The following is a 16,546-nucleotide window of genomic DNA, read 5'->3' as shown; positions in this document are numbered from 1 at the left end:
AGCGGCCGCGCAGCATTCGGTGCGTGCAGGGATGCCACTATTGATTCATGAACACCCTTTGCGGCAAATCGGTCGCCACCGACCGCGCACTCGTCATGGCGATTGTGAACCGCACCCCGGATTCGTTCTACGACAAAGGTGCGAATTTCACCGACGACGCGGCCATGGCGTCGGTGCACCGCGCTGTTGCCGAGGGTGCGGACATGGTCGACATCGGCGGTGTGAAAGCCGGCCCCGGTGATGTGGTCGACGCAGCCGAGGAAATCCGTCGCGTCATTCCGTTCGTCGAAGCCATTCGAGGCGAATATCCCGATCTGTTGATCAGTGTCGATACCTGGCGTAGCGAGGTGGCAAAGCTCGCGTGCGGAGTCGGTGCAGATTTGATCAACGACACCTGGGCGGGGGCCGATCCCGGTCTCGTTACAGTCGCGGCGCAAGAGGGCGTCGGGATCGTGTGTTCACACACCGGAGGCGCGACGCCACGGACGCGTCCGCACCGCGTCCGATATACCGATGTCGTTGCCGATGTCGTCGCCGAGGTGACGAACGCAGCAGAAGCGGCGCTTGCCGCCGGAGTCCGTCGCGACTCGATTCTGATCGATCCGACCCACGATTTCGGAAAAAACACCTATCACGGGCTCGAGTTGTTGCGGCGAGTGGACGTTCTTGTAAACACCGGATGGCCAGTGCTGATGGCGCTCAGCAACAAGGATTTCATAGGCGAGACTCTAGGTGTAGAACTCGCCGACCGGTTGGAGGGAACATTGGCAGCGACAGCATTGGCCGCAGCAGGCGGAGCTCGCATGTTCCGAGTGCACGAGGTCGCATCGACCAGAAGAGTCGTAGACATGGTTGCCGCAATTCTGGGGACGAGGATTCCCGAACGAACCATCAGGGGGCTCGCATGACGTTGGCCGACCGAACGGCTGTGAGGGAATCGTGGGCAGCCTCGCACAGTTGGGATGAACCTTCATGGTCTCTGGCGGAGCTGGAAGCCGCGAAGAAGGGCCGAACCGTCTCGGTGGTTTTACCAGCCCTCAACGAAGAACAGACCGTGGCCGCGGTCATCGACACGATCCACCCCTTGCTGGGAGGCCTGGTCGACGAACTGATCGTCTTGGACTCCGGGTCCACCGACGCCACTGCCGAACGTGCAAGGGCCGCCGGAGCACGAGTGATCAGTCGAGAGGAAGCGATTCCAGGACTCGAACCAGTGCCCGGCAAAGGCGAAGTGCTGTGGCGCGCTGTTGCAGCGTCTACCGGTGACCTCATCGCCTTCGTGGACTCCGACCTCATCAATCCCGATCCGGCCTTCGTTCCGAAGCTGCTGGGGCCGTTGTTGACGGTCGAGGGAATTCATTTGGTGAAGGGGTATTACCGGCGCCCGTTACGGGTGAGCGGCGGCGAGGACGCCAACGGTGGAGGACGAGTCACCGAGCTCGTCGCCCGCCCCCTGCTGGCGGCTATGCGTCCGGAATTGACCAGCGTGATCCAACCGCTCGGTGGTGAGTACGCGGGCACCCGCGAGCTGTTGTCTGCCGTCCCGTTCGCCCCCGGCTACGGCGTCGAGATCGGACTGCTGCTCGATACCTACGATCGGCTCGGTCTCGACGCAATCGGCCAGGTCAATCTCGGTGTACGCAAGCATCGGAACCGTCCGCTCGTCGAACTCGGTGCCATGAGTCGTCAGATCGTCGGCACCATGCTCGGGCGATGCGGAATCCCGGACTCGGGGGCCGGGCTGACACAGTTCCGCGTCGACGGTGACTCGTTCGTCCCGTTCTCGACGGAGGTCTCGTTGGAGGATCGACCGGCAATCAACACCTTGCACGTGTGACGGGCAGGGCTGCGTGAGACGATCGATCCATGCTGACGCTCCTTCTCTACGTCGTCATCATCGCCGTGATCGCAGCCCTGCTCTTCTTCGTGGCAAGCGTCGTGTTCGGACGCGGTGAAGAACTCGGCCCGCTGCCCGAAGGCACCACCGCTACGGTGCTGCCCGCAGAAGGTGTGACCGGCGACGATGTACGAACGCTGAAATTTCAGCAAACGGTGCGTGGCTACAAGCAGAGCGAAGTCGATTGGGCTCTCGACCGGTTGGGCGCCGAGATCGATCTGCTGCGGTCTGCTCTGGCAGCAGCGAAGTCCGAGGAATGACGGCGGTACCCGGACCGGACGGTCTACTGCGCTGTCCATGGGGTGCTACCGCAGACGACCTCTATCGGGAGTATCACGACACCGAATGGGGCCGGGAAGTGCACGGCCGGGATGCGCTGTACGAGCGACTGTGCCTCGAATCGTTCCAAGCCGGCCTGTCGTGGATCACCATCTTGCGTAAACGCGACAGCTTTCGGCGCGCGTTCGCGGGTTTCGACCCGGAGAAGGTCGCTCGCTTCGGCGAGGACGACATCGCCCGACTGATGGCCGATGCCTCCATCGTCCGCAACAAGGCCAAGATCGCCGCAACGATAGCCAACGCGCGGGTCGTCCTCGACCTGGTTGGAACCGATCTCGATACTCTGCTGTGGTCGTTCGCGACCCCGCCGCGACCGAGCCGGCTCGTCGACGCCTCCGAGGTGCCGGCGGTGACCGCGGAGTCGACGGCGATGGCTGCCGACCTCAAGCGTCGTGGCCTGCGGTTCTTCGGACCGACAACGGCCTACGCGCTGATGCAGGCCACCGGAATGGTGGACGATCACCTGTCTGGCTGTCTGATGCCGGCCCTCAATACCGACTCCAGTTCCCGATATCGGCGTCGATAGGGAAGAATAGTGTTCAAGAACCTTTCTCGCCCTGCGGCGAGAAATCTTTTTTGGCCGAGGCGCAGTGCAGTGTGGCGCAGATCTGGAGGGAGCAGAGGATGGCGGCGATGAAGCCCCGGACCGGAGACGGTCCCCTCGAAGCAACCAAAGAGGGACGAGGAATCGTGATGAGGGTGCCGCTGGAAGGCGGTGGGCGCCTGGTCGTCGAACTCACCCCAGACGAGGCAGCAGCACTCGGTGAGGAATTGAGGGGCGTCACCGGATAGCTGCTGTTCTTTTCTACCCATAGCCCCGTGCGCGAAGTCGGCGAACGGGGCTTTGTGGTGATCCCAGTACATACGGAGAGAACAAAAATGCTGAGCGAAGTGATGGATCTACTGGTCTGCCCGCACTGCACCTCGGATCTCGAGGCCATCGAGGACGGTCGCGTCGTGCGGTGCGACCGTGGGCATACCTTCGACGTTGCACGTCAGGGCTACGTCAGTTTGCTGGCGAGAAACGCAGGCAAGATCGTCGGTGATTCCGCCGAGATGATCGAGGCGCGGTCGGAGTTTCTCGACAGCGGACACTTCGATCGGATCATCGCTGCCGTAGCAGCGGCCATGTCGGCACACAATCCCGCCACCGTGCTGGAGGTGGGCGCGGGTACCGGACACTATCTGGCGGCGGTACTCGAGACGTTCGAGCGCATGAGAGGCATCGGACTCGACGTGTCCAAGCCGGCGGCCAGAAAAGTGGCTCGTGCTCATCCGCGACTGGGATCCGTCGTGGCCGACGTGTGGCAACCTCTGCCGGTACGAACCGGATCGATGGATGCGGTCAGTTGTGTGTTTTCGCCGCGGAACGCCGCCGAGCTACGACGCATTCTCGCACCGAACGGAGTCTTGGTCGTCGTCACTCCGACCGAACATCATCAGCAGGAACTGATCGAGGCCCTCGGCCTCCTCAGCGTCGACGAGGACAAGGCGCGGCGCCTCGGAGAATCTCTCGCAGGCCGCTTCGAGCAGATGGACGCCACACGCGTCGAGTTCACGATGGCGCTCGATCACGCCGGCGTCGCAAGCCTTGTGGGGATGGGCCCGTCGGCGCGGCATTCCACGGATGCCTCGCGCCTCACTGCAATCGCCGCCTTACCGAACACAGTCGAGGTGACGGCCTCGGTGACCGTCGGAACTTACCGGGCCCTGGCCGCCAGCGCTGCGTTGTAGACGTCGAGCGTCTGCTGCGCGATGGCAGCCCACGAGAATTCGGCGACGGCCCGTGCTCGACCAGCTTTGCCCATCGCCGTCGCAGTCTTCGGGTCGAGTGCGACAGCGTTGACAGTGTCGGCCAAGGAACGCTCGAACACCTGTGGCTCGTAGGAGTTGTAGTGCACGAGGCGTCCGGTGACACCGTCGACGACCACCTCGGGAATGCCGCCGACGTCGGATGCGACGACGGCAGTTTCGGTGGCCATGGCTTCGAGGTTGACGATCCCGAGAGGCTCGTATACCGACGGGCATACGAATACGTCTGCCGCCGAAAGTATTTCGCGCACCTTTTCGGTGGGAAGCATCTCGCGAACCCAGAACACATTCGATCGGGTCTCGGCGAGTTCGGCTACTGCTCGCTCGGTGTCGGCGGCAATCTCAGGGGTGTCCGGTGCGCCCGCGCACAGGACCAGTTGAATGGCCGGGTCGAAATGATGCGCTGCCGCAATGAGGTGGCCGACACCCTTTTGACGGGTGATGCGTCCGACGAACGCCGCCATCGGCCTGTTCGGGTCGACGCCGATGTCTGCCAGTGCGGAATCCTCGGGGTCCGCCGCTGGACCTGGATGCCAATTCTCGGTGTCGATACCGTTGCGTACCACGTGGACTCGGCTGGGATCCAGGCGCGGATAGGCGTCGAGAACATCCTTGGCCATGCCCTCGCTGACCGCGATGACGGCATCCGCGTACTCGACAGCGTTGCGTTCGGACCAGGAAGAGATGCGATAACCGCCACCCAGTTGCTCGGCCTTCCACGGCCTGCGGGGCTCGAGAGAATGGGCAGTGAGAATGTGCGGCACGCCGTACAGTTCGGCTGCGAGATGCCCGGCAAGCCCGGTGTACCAGGTGTGCGAGTGCACGACATCGGCGCCGGCCGCAGCGCCTGCCATCCGTAATTCGGCGGACAGTGTCGTCAGGGCGGCGTTGGCCCCTGCCAATGCGGGATCGGGATCGTGAACCTGCGCGGTATCGCGCGGCGCCCCCATACAGTGAATGTCGACCTCGCACAGGGATCTCAACTGTGCCGATAGCTCGGTCACATGTACACCTGCGCCGCCGTAGACCTCCGGCGGATATTCCCTTGTCATCATCGCCACGCGCACATCTGTCAACCTACATTCCTTCTGTGAAACGCGTGTACTGCTGGCAAGGTTCATCCGGTGCGGATAGGTTGGGCACGTGAGGACACAACCGCACGTACTAGGCATTGTGCTGGCAGGCGGTGAGGGTAAGCGTCTCTACCCGATGACCGCCGACCGAGCCAAACCCGCCGTCCCCTTCGGTGGCGCATATCGACTGATCGACTTCGTGCTCAGTAATCTCGTCAATGCCGGTTACCTCCGGCTGTGCGTGCTGACTCAGTACAAGTCCCATTCGCTGGACCGTCATATCTCGCAAACCTGGCGTCTGTCGGGCTTCGCCGGGGAATACATCACTCCGGTACCGGCACAGCAACGTCTGGGCCCACGCTGGTACACCGGCAGCGCCGACGCGATCTTCCAGTCGCTCAACCTGGTCTACGACGAAGACCCCGAGTACATCGTCGTTTTCGGCGCCGATCACGTGTATCGCATGGACCCGGAACAGATGGTCCAGCAGCACATCGATTCGGGTGCAGGCGTCACCGTGGCGGGCATCAGGGTTCCGCGTAGCGAAGCGTATGCATTCGGCTGCATCGACTCCGACGAGAACGGCAACATCACCCAGTTTCTCGAGAAGCCGGCGCACCCACCGGGGACTCCCGACGACCCGAACGTCACCTATGCCTCGATGGGCAACTACGTGTTCACCACCAAGGTGCTCATCGACGCCATCAAAGCCGACGCCGAGAACTCCGACTCCGACCACGACATGGGCGGCGACATCATTCCGGCTCTCGTCGAAGCGGGTGTCGCGTCGGTATACGACTTCAACGACAACGTCGTTCCCGGTGCTACCGAACGCGACCGAGGCTACTGGCGTGACGTCGGCACCATCGACGCGTTCTACGACGCGCACATGGATCTGGTGTCCGTGCATCCGATCTTCAATCTCTACAACCGTCGCTGGCCCATTCGCGGTGCCGCCGAGAACCTTCCGCCCGCAAAATTCGTGCAAGGCGGTCTCGCACAGGAATCCGTTGTGGGTGCAGGCTGCATCCTGTCGGCGGCAACGGTTCGCAATTCGGTTCTGAGCTCGAACGTCATGATCGACAGTGGCGCGACCGTGGAGGGTAGCGTCCTGATGCCCGGGGTGAAAATCGGCAAGGGTGCGGTCGTTCGTCGGGCGATCCTGGACAAGAACGTCGTCGTCGGTGACGGCGAAATCGTCGGCGTCGACATCGAGCGCGACAAGGAACGCTTCAACGTCTCCGCCGGTGGCATCGTCACCGTCGGCAAGGGCATCTGGATCTAGCGCCCGCAGATCGCCGCCCGTGTCTAACTCCGTGAGGCGCAGATCAACCCGTCGCCGAGGGGGAGCAGGACTGTCGTGAGGCGGTCGTCCTCGGCGATGGCGCGGGCGGCAGCACGGACGGCGACGGTAGTGGCGTCACGCTGGGTGGAATCGGGAACCCGTCCGCCCAGCAGGGCGTTGTGCAGCACCAGAACTCCGCCGGGTCGGAGTAGTCGCACGCTCTCCTGCACGAAATGCAAATGGTCCACCGGACTGGTGTCGATGAACACCAAGTCGTAGGTGTCGTCGGCGAGGCGGGGGAGGACATCGAGCGCCCATCCGTTGATGAGGCGCGTCCGCGATGGCGCGATACCCCCGGCACGGAACGCCTCCTTGGCGGCGCGCTGATGCTCGGGTTCGGTGTCGATGGTGGTGAGTACACCGTCCTCGCGCATGCCGTCGAGCAGCCACAGGCCGGACACTCCCGCACCAGTTCCGACCTCGACGACGGTCTTGGCGCCGAGCATCTGAGCGAAGATGCTCAGTACCGCGCCGACGGACGGTGGCACGGGTGCGGCACCGAGATCGTCAGCGCGTTCACGAGCATTGACGAGGATCTCGTCTTCCTGCACGGACTCCTCGGCGTAGGTGAGCAACTTCTCGGCATTTGTCAGCACATGCCGAGGCTATCGCGGCAGGAGCAAAGCCTGCGGAGCGACTCGGCCGATCTGGGTGCCACTTTCTCAGCGGCACCTCAGCTTTTTCATACGGTGGGCACACCCGGATGCGACAAGCTACTGGAGATCGCTTGATCGAGAAGACACACGCGGGAACATCTCGGCGGAGCCGCAGGTTGTACACGGCACGGGAGCTACACCAACGTGGTCCTGAGCAGGAGGATCCAACTATCTACAAGATCAACGGAGATCGAGACACAGCTCGATTGCCCGAGACCGCCGATTCTGCTGCTGCAGCGGATCTGAGCGGCACCGCCGTATTCGACGCTACCGGCGAAAAGAACACGATGCCGTCCTGGGACGAGCTCGTTCGCGAACATGGCGACCGCGTCTACCGCTTGGCATACCGGCTGTCCGGCAACGCGCAGGATGCCGAAGATCTCACACAGGACACGTTCATTCGTGTGTTCCGTTCGCTGTCGAACTACCAGCCCGGCACGTTCGAAGGCTGGCTGCACCGCATCACCACCAACCTGTTTCTCGACATGGTCCGTCGACGCAATCGGATTCGAATGGAAGCACTACCCGAGGACTACGACCGGGTCCCTTCCGAGCTCCCGAACCCGGAACAGATCTACCACGACGCACGCCTCGACCCCGATCTGCAGTCCGCGCTGGACTCGTTGGCGCCGGAGTTTCGCGCCGCGATCGTGCTCTGTGACATCGAAGGGCTGTCGTACGAAGAGATCGGTGCAACACTCGGTGTGAAGCTCGGAACCGTCCGAAGTCGAATCCACCGTGGACGCGCAGCGCTTCGCGAGTATCTTCGAGTGAACGGAAAGGTCGAGACGGATCACGCAAGTGTCCAGTAGCTACCAGGAGGGTTGGATGACGCAGGCCCGCAAGCCACGACAGTTCAGCTCGACCGAGCATCTGGCCAGTGAAGCAGTTGCCGCCTTCGTCGACGGCGAACTTCGAATGACCGCCTACTTACGGGCCGCCCACCACATCGCCGAGTGCCACGAGTGCGCCGCCGAGGTGGATGCGCAGCAGCAGGCGCGTAGCGCGTTACAAGGCGCGGGCGAGTTGTCCATGCCCCACTCGCTTCGTGGTCTGCTCAGCCAGATTCCGATGTGCGAACCAACCGAAGCCAAGGACGCGATCAGCCGCAGTAAACGCGCGATCGTCACCTCCGTTGTGGGTATCCGCAGGCGTCGTCGGTAGCCTGTGCGCGTGAGCACCCATACAGATCCCGAGGCACCCAGACTGCCTCCAAGGCCGCTCTATCGGCCCGAGGTGGATCCGGCGTCGGCTGCGGCGTTCGGACGTCCGAAGGGCCTCGACGGGTCGTTCACACCTCCAGCCCGACGGGCAGAGCCTTCTCCCCGAATCGCGGTGCGCACACCCGACCCAGTTCTCGCAGAGGCGTTCGGCCGCCCCACGGACGCGGACGAGTCCTTGCAACGCGATCCTGACCGAACATCCACCGACGCGGTATCCGAGCCCGAACCCGAGGATCCGTGGCGTGACCCGCATTCCTCGGTGCGGCTGGGCAACGCCGCCGAACCGGTTCCGGAACCTCCGGTTGCGCCCGACGGCCCCAAGCTCGGTGTCCGGGAGGTGCTGTTCGGCGAACGCGTCGCGCCCAAGACTCTCGTGGTGCTCGGGGCCATCGCCCTGGCGATCGGCCTCGTCGGCGGGCTGGTGGGCCGTGAGACTGCCGAGGTGACCGGCGCCTTGACCAGTCAGAAGGTCAACCTGACTCAATCGAGTGGGGAAGACCTCCCGCAGGGGCAGGTCGCCAAAGTGGCCGACGCAGTCCTGCCTGCCGTCGTCTCGATTCAGGTGACTCTCGGCGAGAACGCAGGTACCGGATCCGGCGTCGTCATCGACGGAGCCGGGTACATCGTGACCAACAACCACGTGATCTCGATGGCGGCCACCAACCCGGATCGTGCAACGCTGCAAGTGACCTTCTCCGACGGCACCAAGGTGCCCGCGAAGATCGTCGGCCGCGACACCAAGACGGATCTGGCCGTGCTCAAGACCGACGTCGGAAATCTGACGGTTGCACAGTTGGGTAATTCTGCAGACGTCCAGGTCGGCGAGGACGTCGTAGCGGTCGGCTCGCCTCTCGGCTTGAGCAAGACAGTCACCCGCGGAATTGTGAGCGCGCTCGATCGTCCGGTTCGCCTGTCCGGTGAAGGCACCGACACCGACGCGGTCATCGATGCTGTGCAGACCGATGCCGCGATCAACCCTGGTAACTCCGGGGGACCCCTGATCGACGCCGAAGGGCGTGTCATCGGGATCAACTCGGCCATCCGAAGCGAAAGCGGCGGCTCGGTTGGTCTTGGATTCGCCATTCCGATCGATGACGTCACCAAAGTCGCCCAGTCGCTCATCGCCAACGGGAAGATGCAACACCCGGACATCGGCATCAATGCGCGTTCGGTCATCAACGACGCTACGTCCGGTGCCGAAGTCGCCAACGTGCGTGCCGGTGGGCCCGCTCAGCAAGCAGGCATCGTCGAGGGTGACGTGATCACCAAGGTCGGCGATCGCGCTGTGACGAGCGCCGACGAACTGGTCGTCGCCGTGCAGTCGAGCCAGATCGGTGAGTCGACGCCTGTGCAGCTGATCCGGTCGGGTCGGCTGGTCGATGTCACCGTCACCCCAATTTCGGACTGAGGAAGTAGGCTGACGACGTGTTCGGCAACATTGGCTGGGGAGAGCTCGTCGTGCTCCTGGTAGCAGCGCTCGTCATCCTTGGTCCTGACCGGCTCCCCGGTGCCATCAGTTGGGTCACCAAGTCGATCCGTCAGGTCAAGGACTACGCGAACGGCGCGAGTCAGCAGCTCAAAGACGAATTGGGTACGGACTTCGAGGATCTTCGCAAGCCCCTCGCCGACCTCAATCAGCTTCGCGGCATGACCCCGCGCGCGGTCATCACCAAGCACTTGCTCGACGGCGACGATTCGATCTTCACGGGCAACTTCGATTCCAAGAAGCCGACCACCGGCTCCTCGGTCAGCGGCTCGTCGAGCAGCGGCTCTTCGACCAACGGCTCTCTGCCCAAGCCGGACAGTAAGCCGTCACTGGAGAAGAAGCTTCCCACCGGTAAGACTCCGCCCATCGATTCGGACGCCACCTAAATTCCCGCCCGGACGTCCGGTCAGAGCACCTTGTTCAGAAAGTCTTGCGTCCGCGGGTTCTGCGGGTTCCCGAAGAGTTGATCGGGCGTACCTTCTTCGACGATGACTCCTTCTGCCATGAAGATGATCCGGTCGGACACTTCGCGCGCAAATCCCATCTCATGGGTCACGACGACCATCGTCATGCCGCCCTTCGCAAGATCGCGCAGCACCTGGAGAACCTCACCGACCATTTCGGGATCGAGGGCTGAGGTCGCCTCGTCGAACAACATGATCGACGGGCTCATCGCCAGGGCTCGGGCAATCGCGACGCGCTGCTTCTGGCCACCGGACAGGCTGGCAGGTTTGTAGTGGGCACGATCGGAGAGGCCGACCTGCTCGAGCAGTTCGAGCGCGGAGTTCTTGGCCTCTGCCTTGGATTCCTTCTTGGTCTCCACGGGGGCAAGCATGACGTTCTCGAGGGCCGTCATGTGCGGGAAGAGATTGAAATGTTGGAACACCATGCCGATGTTCTGCCGGACCTTGTCGAGGTTCACGTTCTTGTCCGTGAGGTCGACGCCGTCGACGACGACGTGGCCGCCGGTGATGTCCTCGAGCTTGTTGAGGCACCGTAGCAGCGTGCTCTTGCCGGATCCGGACGGCCCGATGATGCACACCACTTCACCGTTTGCGATATCGGCGTCGATGCCTTTGAGCACTTCGTTGTCACCGAATGCTTTGTGTAGGTCCTTGATGGCTATCTTGACGCCGGGCCTGCCTTCGACCGGCACAGCTTTGCTCAGGTCCGCGGTCATTTGTTGATCCTCTTCTCGATCCGGTTCGACAGCTTGGTGAGGGCCATGATGATGATGAAGTACATGACGCCGATGATCAGCCACATGTTGAAGGACTGGAAGTTGCGCGCAATGATGATGCGGCCGGTCTGGGTCAATTCGGCGAGGCCGATGACCGACAGGATCGACGTGTCCTTGAGTGTGATCACGAACTGATTGATGTACGACGGGATCATCGTTCGAACTGCCTGCGGCATCACCACTTTTCGCATCGACTTCAGGTAGCTGATACCGAGGCTTCGCGACGCTTCCATCTGGCCCTTGTCGACAGCGAGTATGCCGCCGCGCACGATCTCGGCCATGTAGGCACCGGCGTTGAGTGAGAGTGTGATGACGCCTGCGGTGAACGCCGACATCTGGAAGTCCAGCGCGGCAGGGATACCGAAGTAGATGAAGAATGCCTGCACGAGAAGCGGTGTGCCACGGAAGACATCGACATAGGTTGTGCCGATGCCGCGCAGGACGATGTTCGTCGATACGCGGAAGAGGCCGAAGATCGCGCCGAGCACCAGGGCGATCGCGATCGAGATCGCAGTCAGCAGGATCGTCAGCCAGAGGCCTTCGAGCAGCAGCTTCCAGGTGCTCTTGATCAGGCCGAGAATCGAGTTGTCGTCGGTGCTGGCAGCGGAATTGAGATAGGTGTCGAGGATCTGGTCGTATTCGCCGCTGGCACGCAGGTTCGCCAGGCCGGCGTTGAATTCCTCCAGCAGCTGTGCGTTCTGACCCTTCGCGACGGCGAAGCCATAGCTGGCGCCAGGCTCCTTCTCGGTGACTGTCTTGAAGCCGTTGCCCTGCTTGATGCCGTATGCCAGCACCGGATAGTCCTCGAACACCGCGGCGGAGTTGCCGGTTCGGACCTCGTCGAACATCGATGAGGAATCGGCGAAGTACCGGGTGCTGAATCCGTACTGTTCCTTGATGGATTCGGCGAAGGTGGCGCCTTCGGTGCCGTTCTTGACCGCGACGGTCTTACCGCGAAGGTCCTCGTACGACGTCACCGAATCGTTCGAGTCGAGGACGCCCATCTGTACGCCGGAATCGAAGTACGGATCGGAGAAGTCGAAAGTAGCCTTGCGGGCATCCGTGATCGACATTCCGGCGATCATGCCGTTGAACTGACCGCCGGTGACGCCCTGCAGTGCGGCGTCGAATCCGACTGGGCTGACGTCGTACTCGAATCCCTGGTCCTCTGCGATCGCCGCGAGCAGATCCATGTCGATTCCGACGAGTTTGCCGCTTTCGTCCTGGAATTCGAACGGAGCGAACGTGATATCGGTTGCGATGGAGTAGTTCTGACCCGGCGGCGGAGCCGGCTGAGCGGCTGCGACGGCGGGTGCGAGAACTGATCCCAGGAGAACGGAGAACAGCACGAACGCCAGCGCGACTGCGCCACGGCCGTTCGATTGTGGCGTTTTCATGCTTGCCACTCTCTACCGGATTGTGTCCGAGTGGCAAGTGTTTCGAGGTTACCGGCGGGTTGTATCGATGCTGAGCGACATGCCGACCAGTCCCCGCTCACGCACAGCGAGCTTCGCTGCGACGGCTTCGAGTGCCTTCGCTGCCGGAGTCTCGGGGTGACCCAGCACGATGGGAATCCCGTTGTCACCGCCTTCTCGAACCGCAGTGTCGAGCGGAATCTGGCCCAGCAGAGGAACAGTGGCGCCGACAGCCTTGGTCAAGCGGTCGGACACGTCCTGGCCGCCGCCCGACCCGAAGATGTCCATGCGAGTGCCGTCGGGCAGCTCGAGCCAGGACATGTTCTCCACGACTCCGGCAATACGTTGGCGGGTCTGTAGTGCGATGGCTCCTGCGCGTTCGGCAACCTCCGCTGCTGCCTGCTGCGGTGTGGTGACAACGAGTATCTCTGCGCCGGGAACCAATTGCGCCACCGAGATCGCGATGTCTCCGGTGCCGGGTGGGAGGTCGAGAAGAAGGACGTCGAGATCTCCCCAGAACACGTCCGCGAGGAACTGTTGCAAGGCGCGGTGCAACATGGGACCGCGCCATACGACGGGGGTGTTGCCCTGGGTGAACTGGGCAATGGAAATGAACTTCACGCCGTAAGCCTGTGGTGGCATGATCATCTTCTCGACCTGGGTCGGCTTGGCATCGTTGCCGAACATCCGAGGAACCGAATGACCGTAGATGTCGGCGTCGAGCACACCCACCGACAGGCCGCGGGCGGCCAACGATGCGGCGAGGTTGACCGTGACGGAAGACTTTCCGACGCCACCCTTGCCCGACGCGACGGCGTACACGCGAGTCAGCGACCCGGGCTGGGCGAACGGAATGAGGGGTTCGGCGGAATCGCCTCGGAGGGATCTGCGGAGTTCGGTGCGCTGCTCGTCGTTCATCACATCGAGTTCGACGGTGATGACGCCGACTCCCGGGACGTCGGCGACGGCTTTCTTGACGCTCTCGCTGATCTCGCCCTTCATCGGGCATCCGGCGGTGGTGAGGTAGATGCCCACGTCGACTGCGCCGCCGTCGCCGATCTTGACGCTCTTGACCATGCCGAGATCGGTGATCGGTTTGTGAATTTCCGGATCGATGACCTTCGAAAGTGCTGTTCGAACGTCGGATTCCGTAAGGACTGCCATGACCCCATGCTATCGGGGCCCCGACGCTAGTGGATGCGGGGGAGCTCGTCCGAGGTCGGGACGATTCCCGTTGCGTAACCGGTGGACCAGGCGAGCACATTGGCGACGTAAGCCATCGAATTGTTGTACCGCAGAATTGCCTTGGTCGTCTGGCCGAGATCGCGCAGGTCCAGTCCACCGTCGCACAGGTACTTACCGGTGGCGAGAGCTGCGTCGTAGAGGTTCTGGGGGTCGGAGATGCCGTCGCCGTTACCGTCGGCGTGGTAGTGATTCCAGGTCTCCGGTAGGAACTGCATAGGTCCGACGGCGCGATCGAAATGTGGGTCGCCGTCGAGGGCGCCCCCGTCGGTATCGGCGATGACATTGTTTCCGGCGAGCGAGCCGTCCAATCGGGGGCCGAGGATCGGTTCGAACAATTCGCCCGCGTCATCTGCTTTGCCGTTGTTCGCATGCGTGGACTCGACGCGGCCGATACCGGCGATGACGGTCCAGCTGATACCGCAGCTCGGCAGCTCGGCGGTCAGGATCTGCTCGGCGTTCTTGTATGCCGACACGTTGACCGTGGGGATGGCGATCGGGCTGGCCATCAGGGACGTGGGTAGCTCGGGCGTCGGCGCAATCGCAGGCTGCGGGGCCTGGATTGCTGCGGCAAGTGCGACCGGTGCCTCGGCTGCGGCGACGGGCTGAGCGTCGGTCTCCGATGCGAGGGGACGTGGAGTCTCGACCACGGGCTCCGACTGCTCGGTCGTCGACTCCGATGCCATGAACGGGAGGTACTCCGCTGCTCCTGCGCTGCTGGCCGCGGTGATGAGACCTGCGGGGACAAGGCCGGTCAGAGCGATCACCGAATTCCGTCGCATGGTGGAGTTCGATGCTCTTCTGTGACGTCCCACGCCTGGTACCTCCTCGTCGCCCCGTTGTTTCGAGGCTTTCCGTTTGAATTCCGGATTCGAGGGTACCCGATTCGAGATGGTTTCGTTACCTCGCCGTTATAGAGCGTGTCGTGCGAGGTCAAGCCGCCACCGAAACGTTATTCGATGTGATCCGTGCCGGACCCCCACGTCTCCCCGTCACTTTTGGACGCGGGACGTGAGGCTTTCTTTCTGGACTTCTTCGCCGGCGTCGGCGCAACACCGTTCAACTGTTCGAGAAGTTCCCTGATCTCGTCGAGTTCGCGGCGCAGATAGTCGCGGGTGGCGACCTCGCCGACGGCGATTCGCAATGACGCGAGTTCGCGGGCGAGGAACTCGGTGTCCGCTTTGGTCTGCTGCGCTCGTGCTCGATCTTCCTCCAGCGACACGCGGTCGCGGTCGTCCTGACGGTTCTGCGCAAGCAGGATCAGCGGCGCCGCATATGCAGCCTGGGTGGAGAACGCGAGGTTGAGCAGGATGAACGGGTATGGATCCCAGCGCAGATTGACCGCAACGACGTTGAGGAAGATCCAGACGATGACGATGGCCGTCTGAATGATGAGGTAGCGCCCGGTGCCGAGGAACCGTGCAGCCTTTTCACCGGATCTGCCCACGTCGACGTCGAGGTGGAAGTTGAACAGCTTGGTCCCGCGGGGGGTGTCCATCCGTTGGCGGGCTGTTTCCTTCATCGGCCGGCCACCTCTTGCTCTCGCCAATCCTCCGGTAACAGGTGATCGAGAAGGTCGTCCACCGTAACCGCGCCCACCAAATGGTCCTCATCGTCGACAACCGGGCCGCAGACCAGGTTGTATGTCGCGAAATACCGCGTGACGGTCGTCAAACTGTCGTCGGTGGAGAGACGGGGGAGTGCACTGTCGAGTACACCACCGATCAAGCTTGCGGGCGGTTCACGGAGCAACTGCTGCAGATGAACGCATCCGAGATAGGACCCTGTAGGCGTCGCGGTCGGCGGTCGAACGACGAAGACCAACGAGGCCAATGCCGGAGTCAGATCCGGATTACGCGCCCGCGCGAGTGCTTCGGCGACGGTGGTCGACGCCGTCAGGATGACCGGCTGGGGCGTCATCATGCCACCGGCCGTATCGGGAGAGTGCGCGAGCAAACGGCGAACCGGTGCCGAGTCCTCCGGGTCCATCAGGCGCAGTAGCGATTCCGCCTCGGTCTTCGGCAGCTCGCCCAGCAGGTCGGCGGCATCGTCGGGGTCCATCGCTTCGAGCACGTCCACCCCACGGTCGACGCCCAGGTAATGCATCAACTCCACCTGATCGTCATCGGGTAGTTCCTGCACGATGTCGGCCAAGCGTTCGTCGTCCAGCGCCATCGCTACTTCCATACGTCTTTTGACGGGGAGTTCTCGCATCGCGTGCGCCACGTCGGCGGCACGGAGGTCCTCGAACTGCATCAGAAGCTGCGCGACGCCCTGTCCGGGCAACGACAGCTCGTTCTGCGTCAAACCCTGCACGTGCTGCCAATCGACCACATGGATCGCGCCGCGTCGGGCAAGCCGTTGACGCTGGCGCCGCACTGCGACACGAGCGACGAGCCAATCCCGGGTACGTGTCAGTTCGATCCCGAGATCCACCACGATCGAGTCGACATCGTGCATCTCTTCGAGCTCTGGGTCGTCGACGCGGACCTTGGAATCGAGGATCTGTGCGAAGACCAGAATCTCGTTCGCGCGCTGGGTGAATCGACGCAGACTCACGTTGCCGGTGTTGAGTTGCACCGAGTTCGGCTCGATACTCGTGACTCGAAGCATCGGCACGAAAATTCTTCGGCGCGTGGAAAGTTCGACGACCACGCCCAGCACGCGCGGTTGGGCGCGTCCGATGCGCATGGTGATGACCAGATCGCGCACACGGCCGATCGACTCACCATCGGGACCGAGAACCACCAGGCCCGCCAGCCTGGCCGCAAATACCTTGCTCAGAGCTGCCATGATGTCAAGGTTAGAGCGTCAACGG

The 16,546-nt window shown here is 62.8% G+C and carries 19 protein-coding genes; 11 read left to right on the top strand and 8 right to left on the bottom strand.

All coding sequences use genetic code 11. The annotated features are described in order from the left end of the window. The first annotated feature begins 47 nt into the window (after window positions 1–47). The 6 genes from folP (at window position 48) to BJD99_RS06620 (ending at window position 3,970) form a co-directional block, all read left to right on the top strand. Window positions 48–908, top strand: a complete 861-nt coding sequence (gene folP, locus BJD99_RS06645) for a dihydropteroate synthase (protein WP_084346027.1) — start codon at window positions 48–50, stop codon at window positions 906–908. After that, window positions 905–1,837: a glucosyl-3-phosphoglycerate synthase gene (locus tag BJD99_RS06640; protein ID WP_084346026.1), complete on the top strand. Its 933-nt coding sequence runs from the start codon at window positions 905–907 to the stop codon at window positions 1,835–1,837. The genes folP and BJD99_RS06640 overlap by 4 nt, the downstream gene beginning before the upstream one ends. Before the next feature lie 29 nt (window positions 1,838–1,866). After that, window positions 1,867–2,157, top strand: a complete 291-nt coding sequence (locus BJD99_RS06635; protein ID WP_084346025.1) for a DivIVA domain-containing protein — start codon at window positions 1,867–1,869, stop codon at window positions 2,155–2,157. After that, window positions 2,154–2,762, top strand: coding sequence for a DNA-3-methyladenine glycosylase I (locus tag BJD99_RS06630; protein WP_084346024.1), 609 nt, complete (start codon window positions 2,154–2,156; stop codon window positions 2,760–2,762). Before BJD99_RS06635 ends, BJD99_RS06630 begins: the two co-directional genes overlap by 4 nt. 98 nt (window positions 2,763–2,860) lie before the next feature. Further along, window positions 2,861–3,028, top strand: coding sequence for a DUF3117 domain-containing protein (locus tag BJD99_RS06625; protein ID WP_084346353.1), 168 nt, complete (start codon window positions 2,861–2,863; stop codon window positions 3,026–3,028). 87 nt (window positions 3,029–3,115) lie between these two features. Further along, window positions 3,116–3,970: a methyltransferase domain-containing protein gene (locus tag BJD99_RS06620; RefSeq protein ID WP_084346023.1), complete on the top strand. Its 855-nt coding sequence runs from the start codon at window positions 3,116–3,118 to the stop codon at window positions 3,968–3,970. Here the strand turns inward: BJD99_RS06620 and glgA are convergent. After that, window positions 3,937–5,115, bottom strand: coding sequence for a glycogen synthase (gene glgA / locus BJD99_RS06615; protein WP_179142250.1), 1,179 nt, complete (start codon window positions 5,113–5,115; stop codon window positions 3,937–3,939). The genes BJD99_RS06620 and glgA overlap by 34 nt on opposite strands. Before the next feature lie 76 nt (window positions 5,116–5,191). Here glgA and glgC point away from each other — a divergent pair, with 76 nt between their 5' ends. Then, the gene (glgC, locus tag BJD99_RS06610) at window positions 5,192–6,406 is read left to right on the top strand and encodes a glucose-1-phosphate adenylyltransferase (protein WP_084346022.1); all 1,215 of its coding nucleotides are present in this window, start codon (window positions 5,192–5,194) and stop codon (window positions 6,404–6,406) included. Between the two features lie 23 nt (window positions 6,407–6,429). Here glgC and BJD99_RS06605 read toward each other — a convergent pair whose 3' ends face one another. Beyond that, the gene (locus BJD99_RS06605; RefSeq protein ID WP_179142219.1) at window positions 6,430–7,062 is read right to left on the bottom strand and encodes an O-methyltransferase; all 633 of its coding nucleotides are present in this window, start codon (window positions 7,060–7,062) and stop codon (window positions 6,430–6,432) included. Window positions 7,063–7,301: 239 nt separating this feature from the next. Here BJD99_RS06605 and sigE point away from each other — a divergent pair, with 239 nt between their 5' ends. Genes sigE through tatB form a run of 4 tightly spaced genes read left to right on the top strand, consistent with a single transcriptional unit; the run spans window position 7,302 to window position 10,217 of the window. Beyond that, window positions 7,302–7,934, top strand: coding sequence for an RNA polymerase sigma factor SigE (gene sigE, locus BJD99_RS06600; RefSeq protein ID WP_084346350.1), 633 nt, complete (start codon window positions 7,302–7,304; stop codon window positions 7,932–7,934). A gap of 16 nt (window positions 7,935–7,950) precedes the next feature. Further along, on the top strand, window positions 7,951–8,286 hold the full coding sequence (locus BJD99_RS06595) for a hypothetical protein (RefSeq protein WP_143542093.1): 336 nt from the start codon (window positions 7,951–7,953) through the stop codon (window positions 8,284–8,286). 9 nt (window positions 8,287–8,295) lie between these two features. After that, the gene (locus tag BJD99_RS06590; protein WP_256895530.1) at window positions 8,296–9,753 is read left to right on the top strand and encodes a S1C family serine protease; all 1,458 of its coding nucleotides are present in this window, start codon (window positions 8,296–8,298) and stop codon (window positions 9,751–9,753) included. A 17-nt stretch (window positions 9,754–9,770) separates the two neighbouring features. Then, window positions 9,771–10,217, top strand: a complete 447-nt coding sequence (gene tatB / locus BJD99_RS06585) for a Sec-independent protein translocase protein TatB (protein ID WP_084346019.1) — start codon at window positions 9,771–9,773, stop codon at window positions 10,215–10,217. A 20-nt stretch (window positions 10,218–10,237) separates the two neighbouring features. Here tatB and BJD99_RS06580 read toward each other — a convergent pair whose 3' ends face one another. The 6 genes from BJD99_RS06580 to BJD99_RS06555 all read right to left on the bottom strand — a co-directional run bounded on the left by BJD99_RS06580 (window position 10,238) and on the right by BJD99_RS06555 (window position 16,521). Next, window positions 10,238–11,011, bottom strand: a complete 774-nt coding sequence (locus BJD99_RS06580; protein WP_084346018.1) for an amino acid ABC transporter ATP-binding protein — start codon at window positions 11,009–11,011, stop codon at window positions 10,238–10,240. Continuing rightward, a complete protein-coding gene (locus tag BJD99_RS06575) occupies window positions 11,008–12,468 on the bottom strand; it encodes an amino acid ABC transporter substrate-binding protein/permease (RefSeq protein ID WP_084346349.1) in 1,461 nt (486 codons plus the stop codon). Before BJD99_RS06575 ends, BJD99_RS06580 begins: the two co-directional genes overlap by 4 nt. 48 nt (window positions 12,469–12,516) lie before the next feature. Continuing rightward, complete coding sequence (locus tag BJD99_RS06570; protein ID WP_084346017.1) at window positions 12,517–13,650, bottom strand: Mrp/NBP35 family ATP-binding protein; 1,134 nt, start codon at window positions 13,648–13,650, stop codon at window positions 12,517–12,519. 26 nt (window positions 13,651–13,676) lie between these two features. Next, complete coding sequence (locus BJD99_RS06565; RefSeq protein WP_179142218.1) at window positions 13,677–14,543, bottom strand: lytic transglycosylase domain-containing protein; 867 nt, start codon at window positions 14,541–14,543, stop codon at window positions 13,677–13,679. A gap of 137 nt (window positions 14,544–14,680) precedes the next feature. Further along, on the bottom strand, window positions 14,681–15,250 hold the full coding sequence (locus BJD99_RS06560) for a DUF1003 domain-containing protein (RefSeq protein WP_084346016.1): 570 nt from the start codon (window positions 15,248–15,250) through the stop codon (window positions 14,681–14,683). Continuing rightward, complete coding sequence (locus tag BJD99_RS06555) at window positions 15,247–16,521, bottom strand: magnesium transporter MgtE N-terminal domain-containing protein (RefSeq protein WP_084346015.1); 1,275 nt, start codon at window positions 16,519–16,521, stop codon at window positions 15,247–15,249. The genes BJD99_RS06560 and BJD99_RS06555 overlap by 4 nt, the downstream gene beginning before the upstream one ends. Between the last annotated feature and the right edge of the window lie 25 nt (window positions 16,522–16,546).

The organism is Rhodococcus sp. 1163, from assembly GCF_002091985.1.
GTDB lineage: Bacteria > Actinomycetota > Actinomycetes > Mycobacteriales > Mycobacteriaceae > Rhodococcoides.
This window is presented reverse-complemented; position numbering and strand designations above follow the sequence as displayed.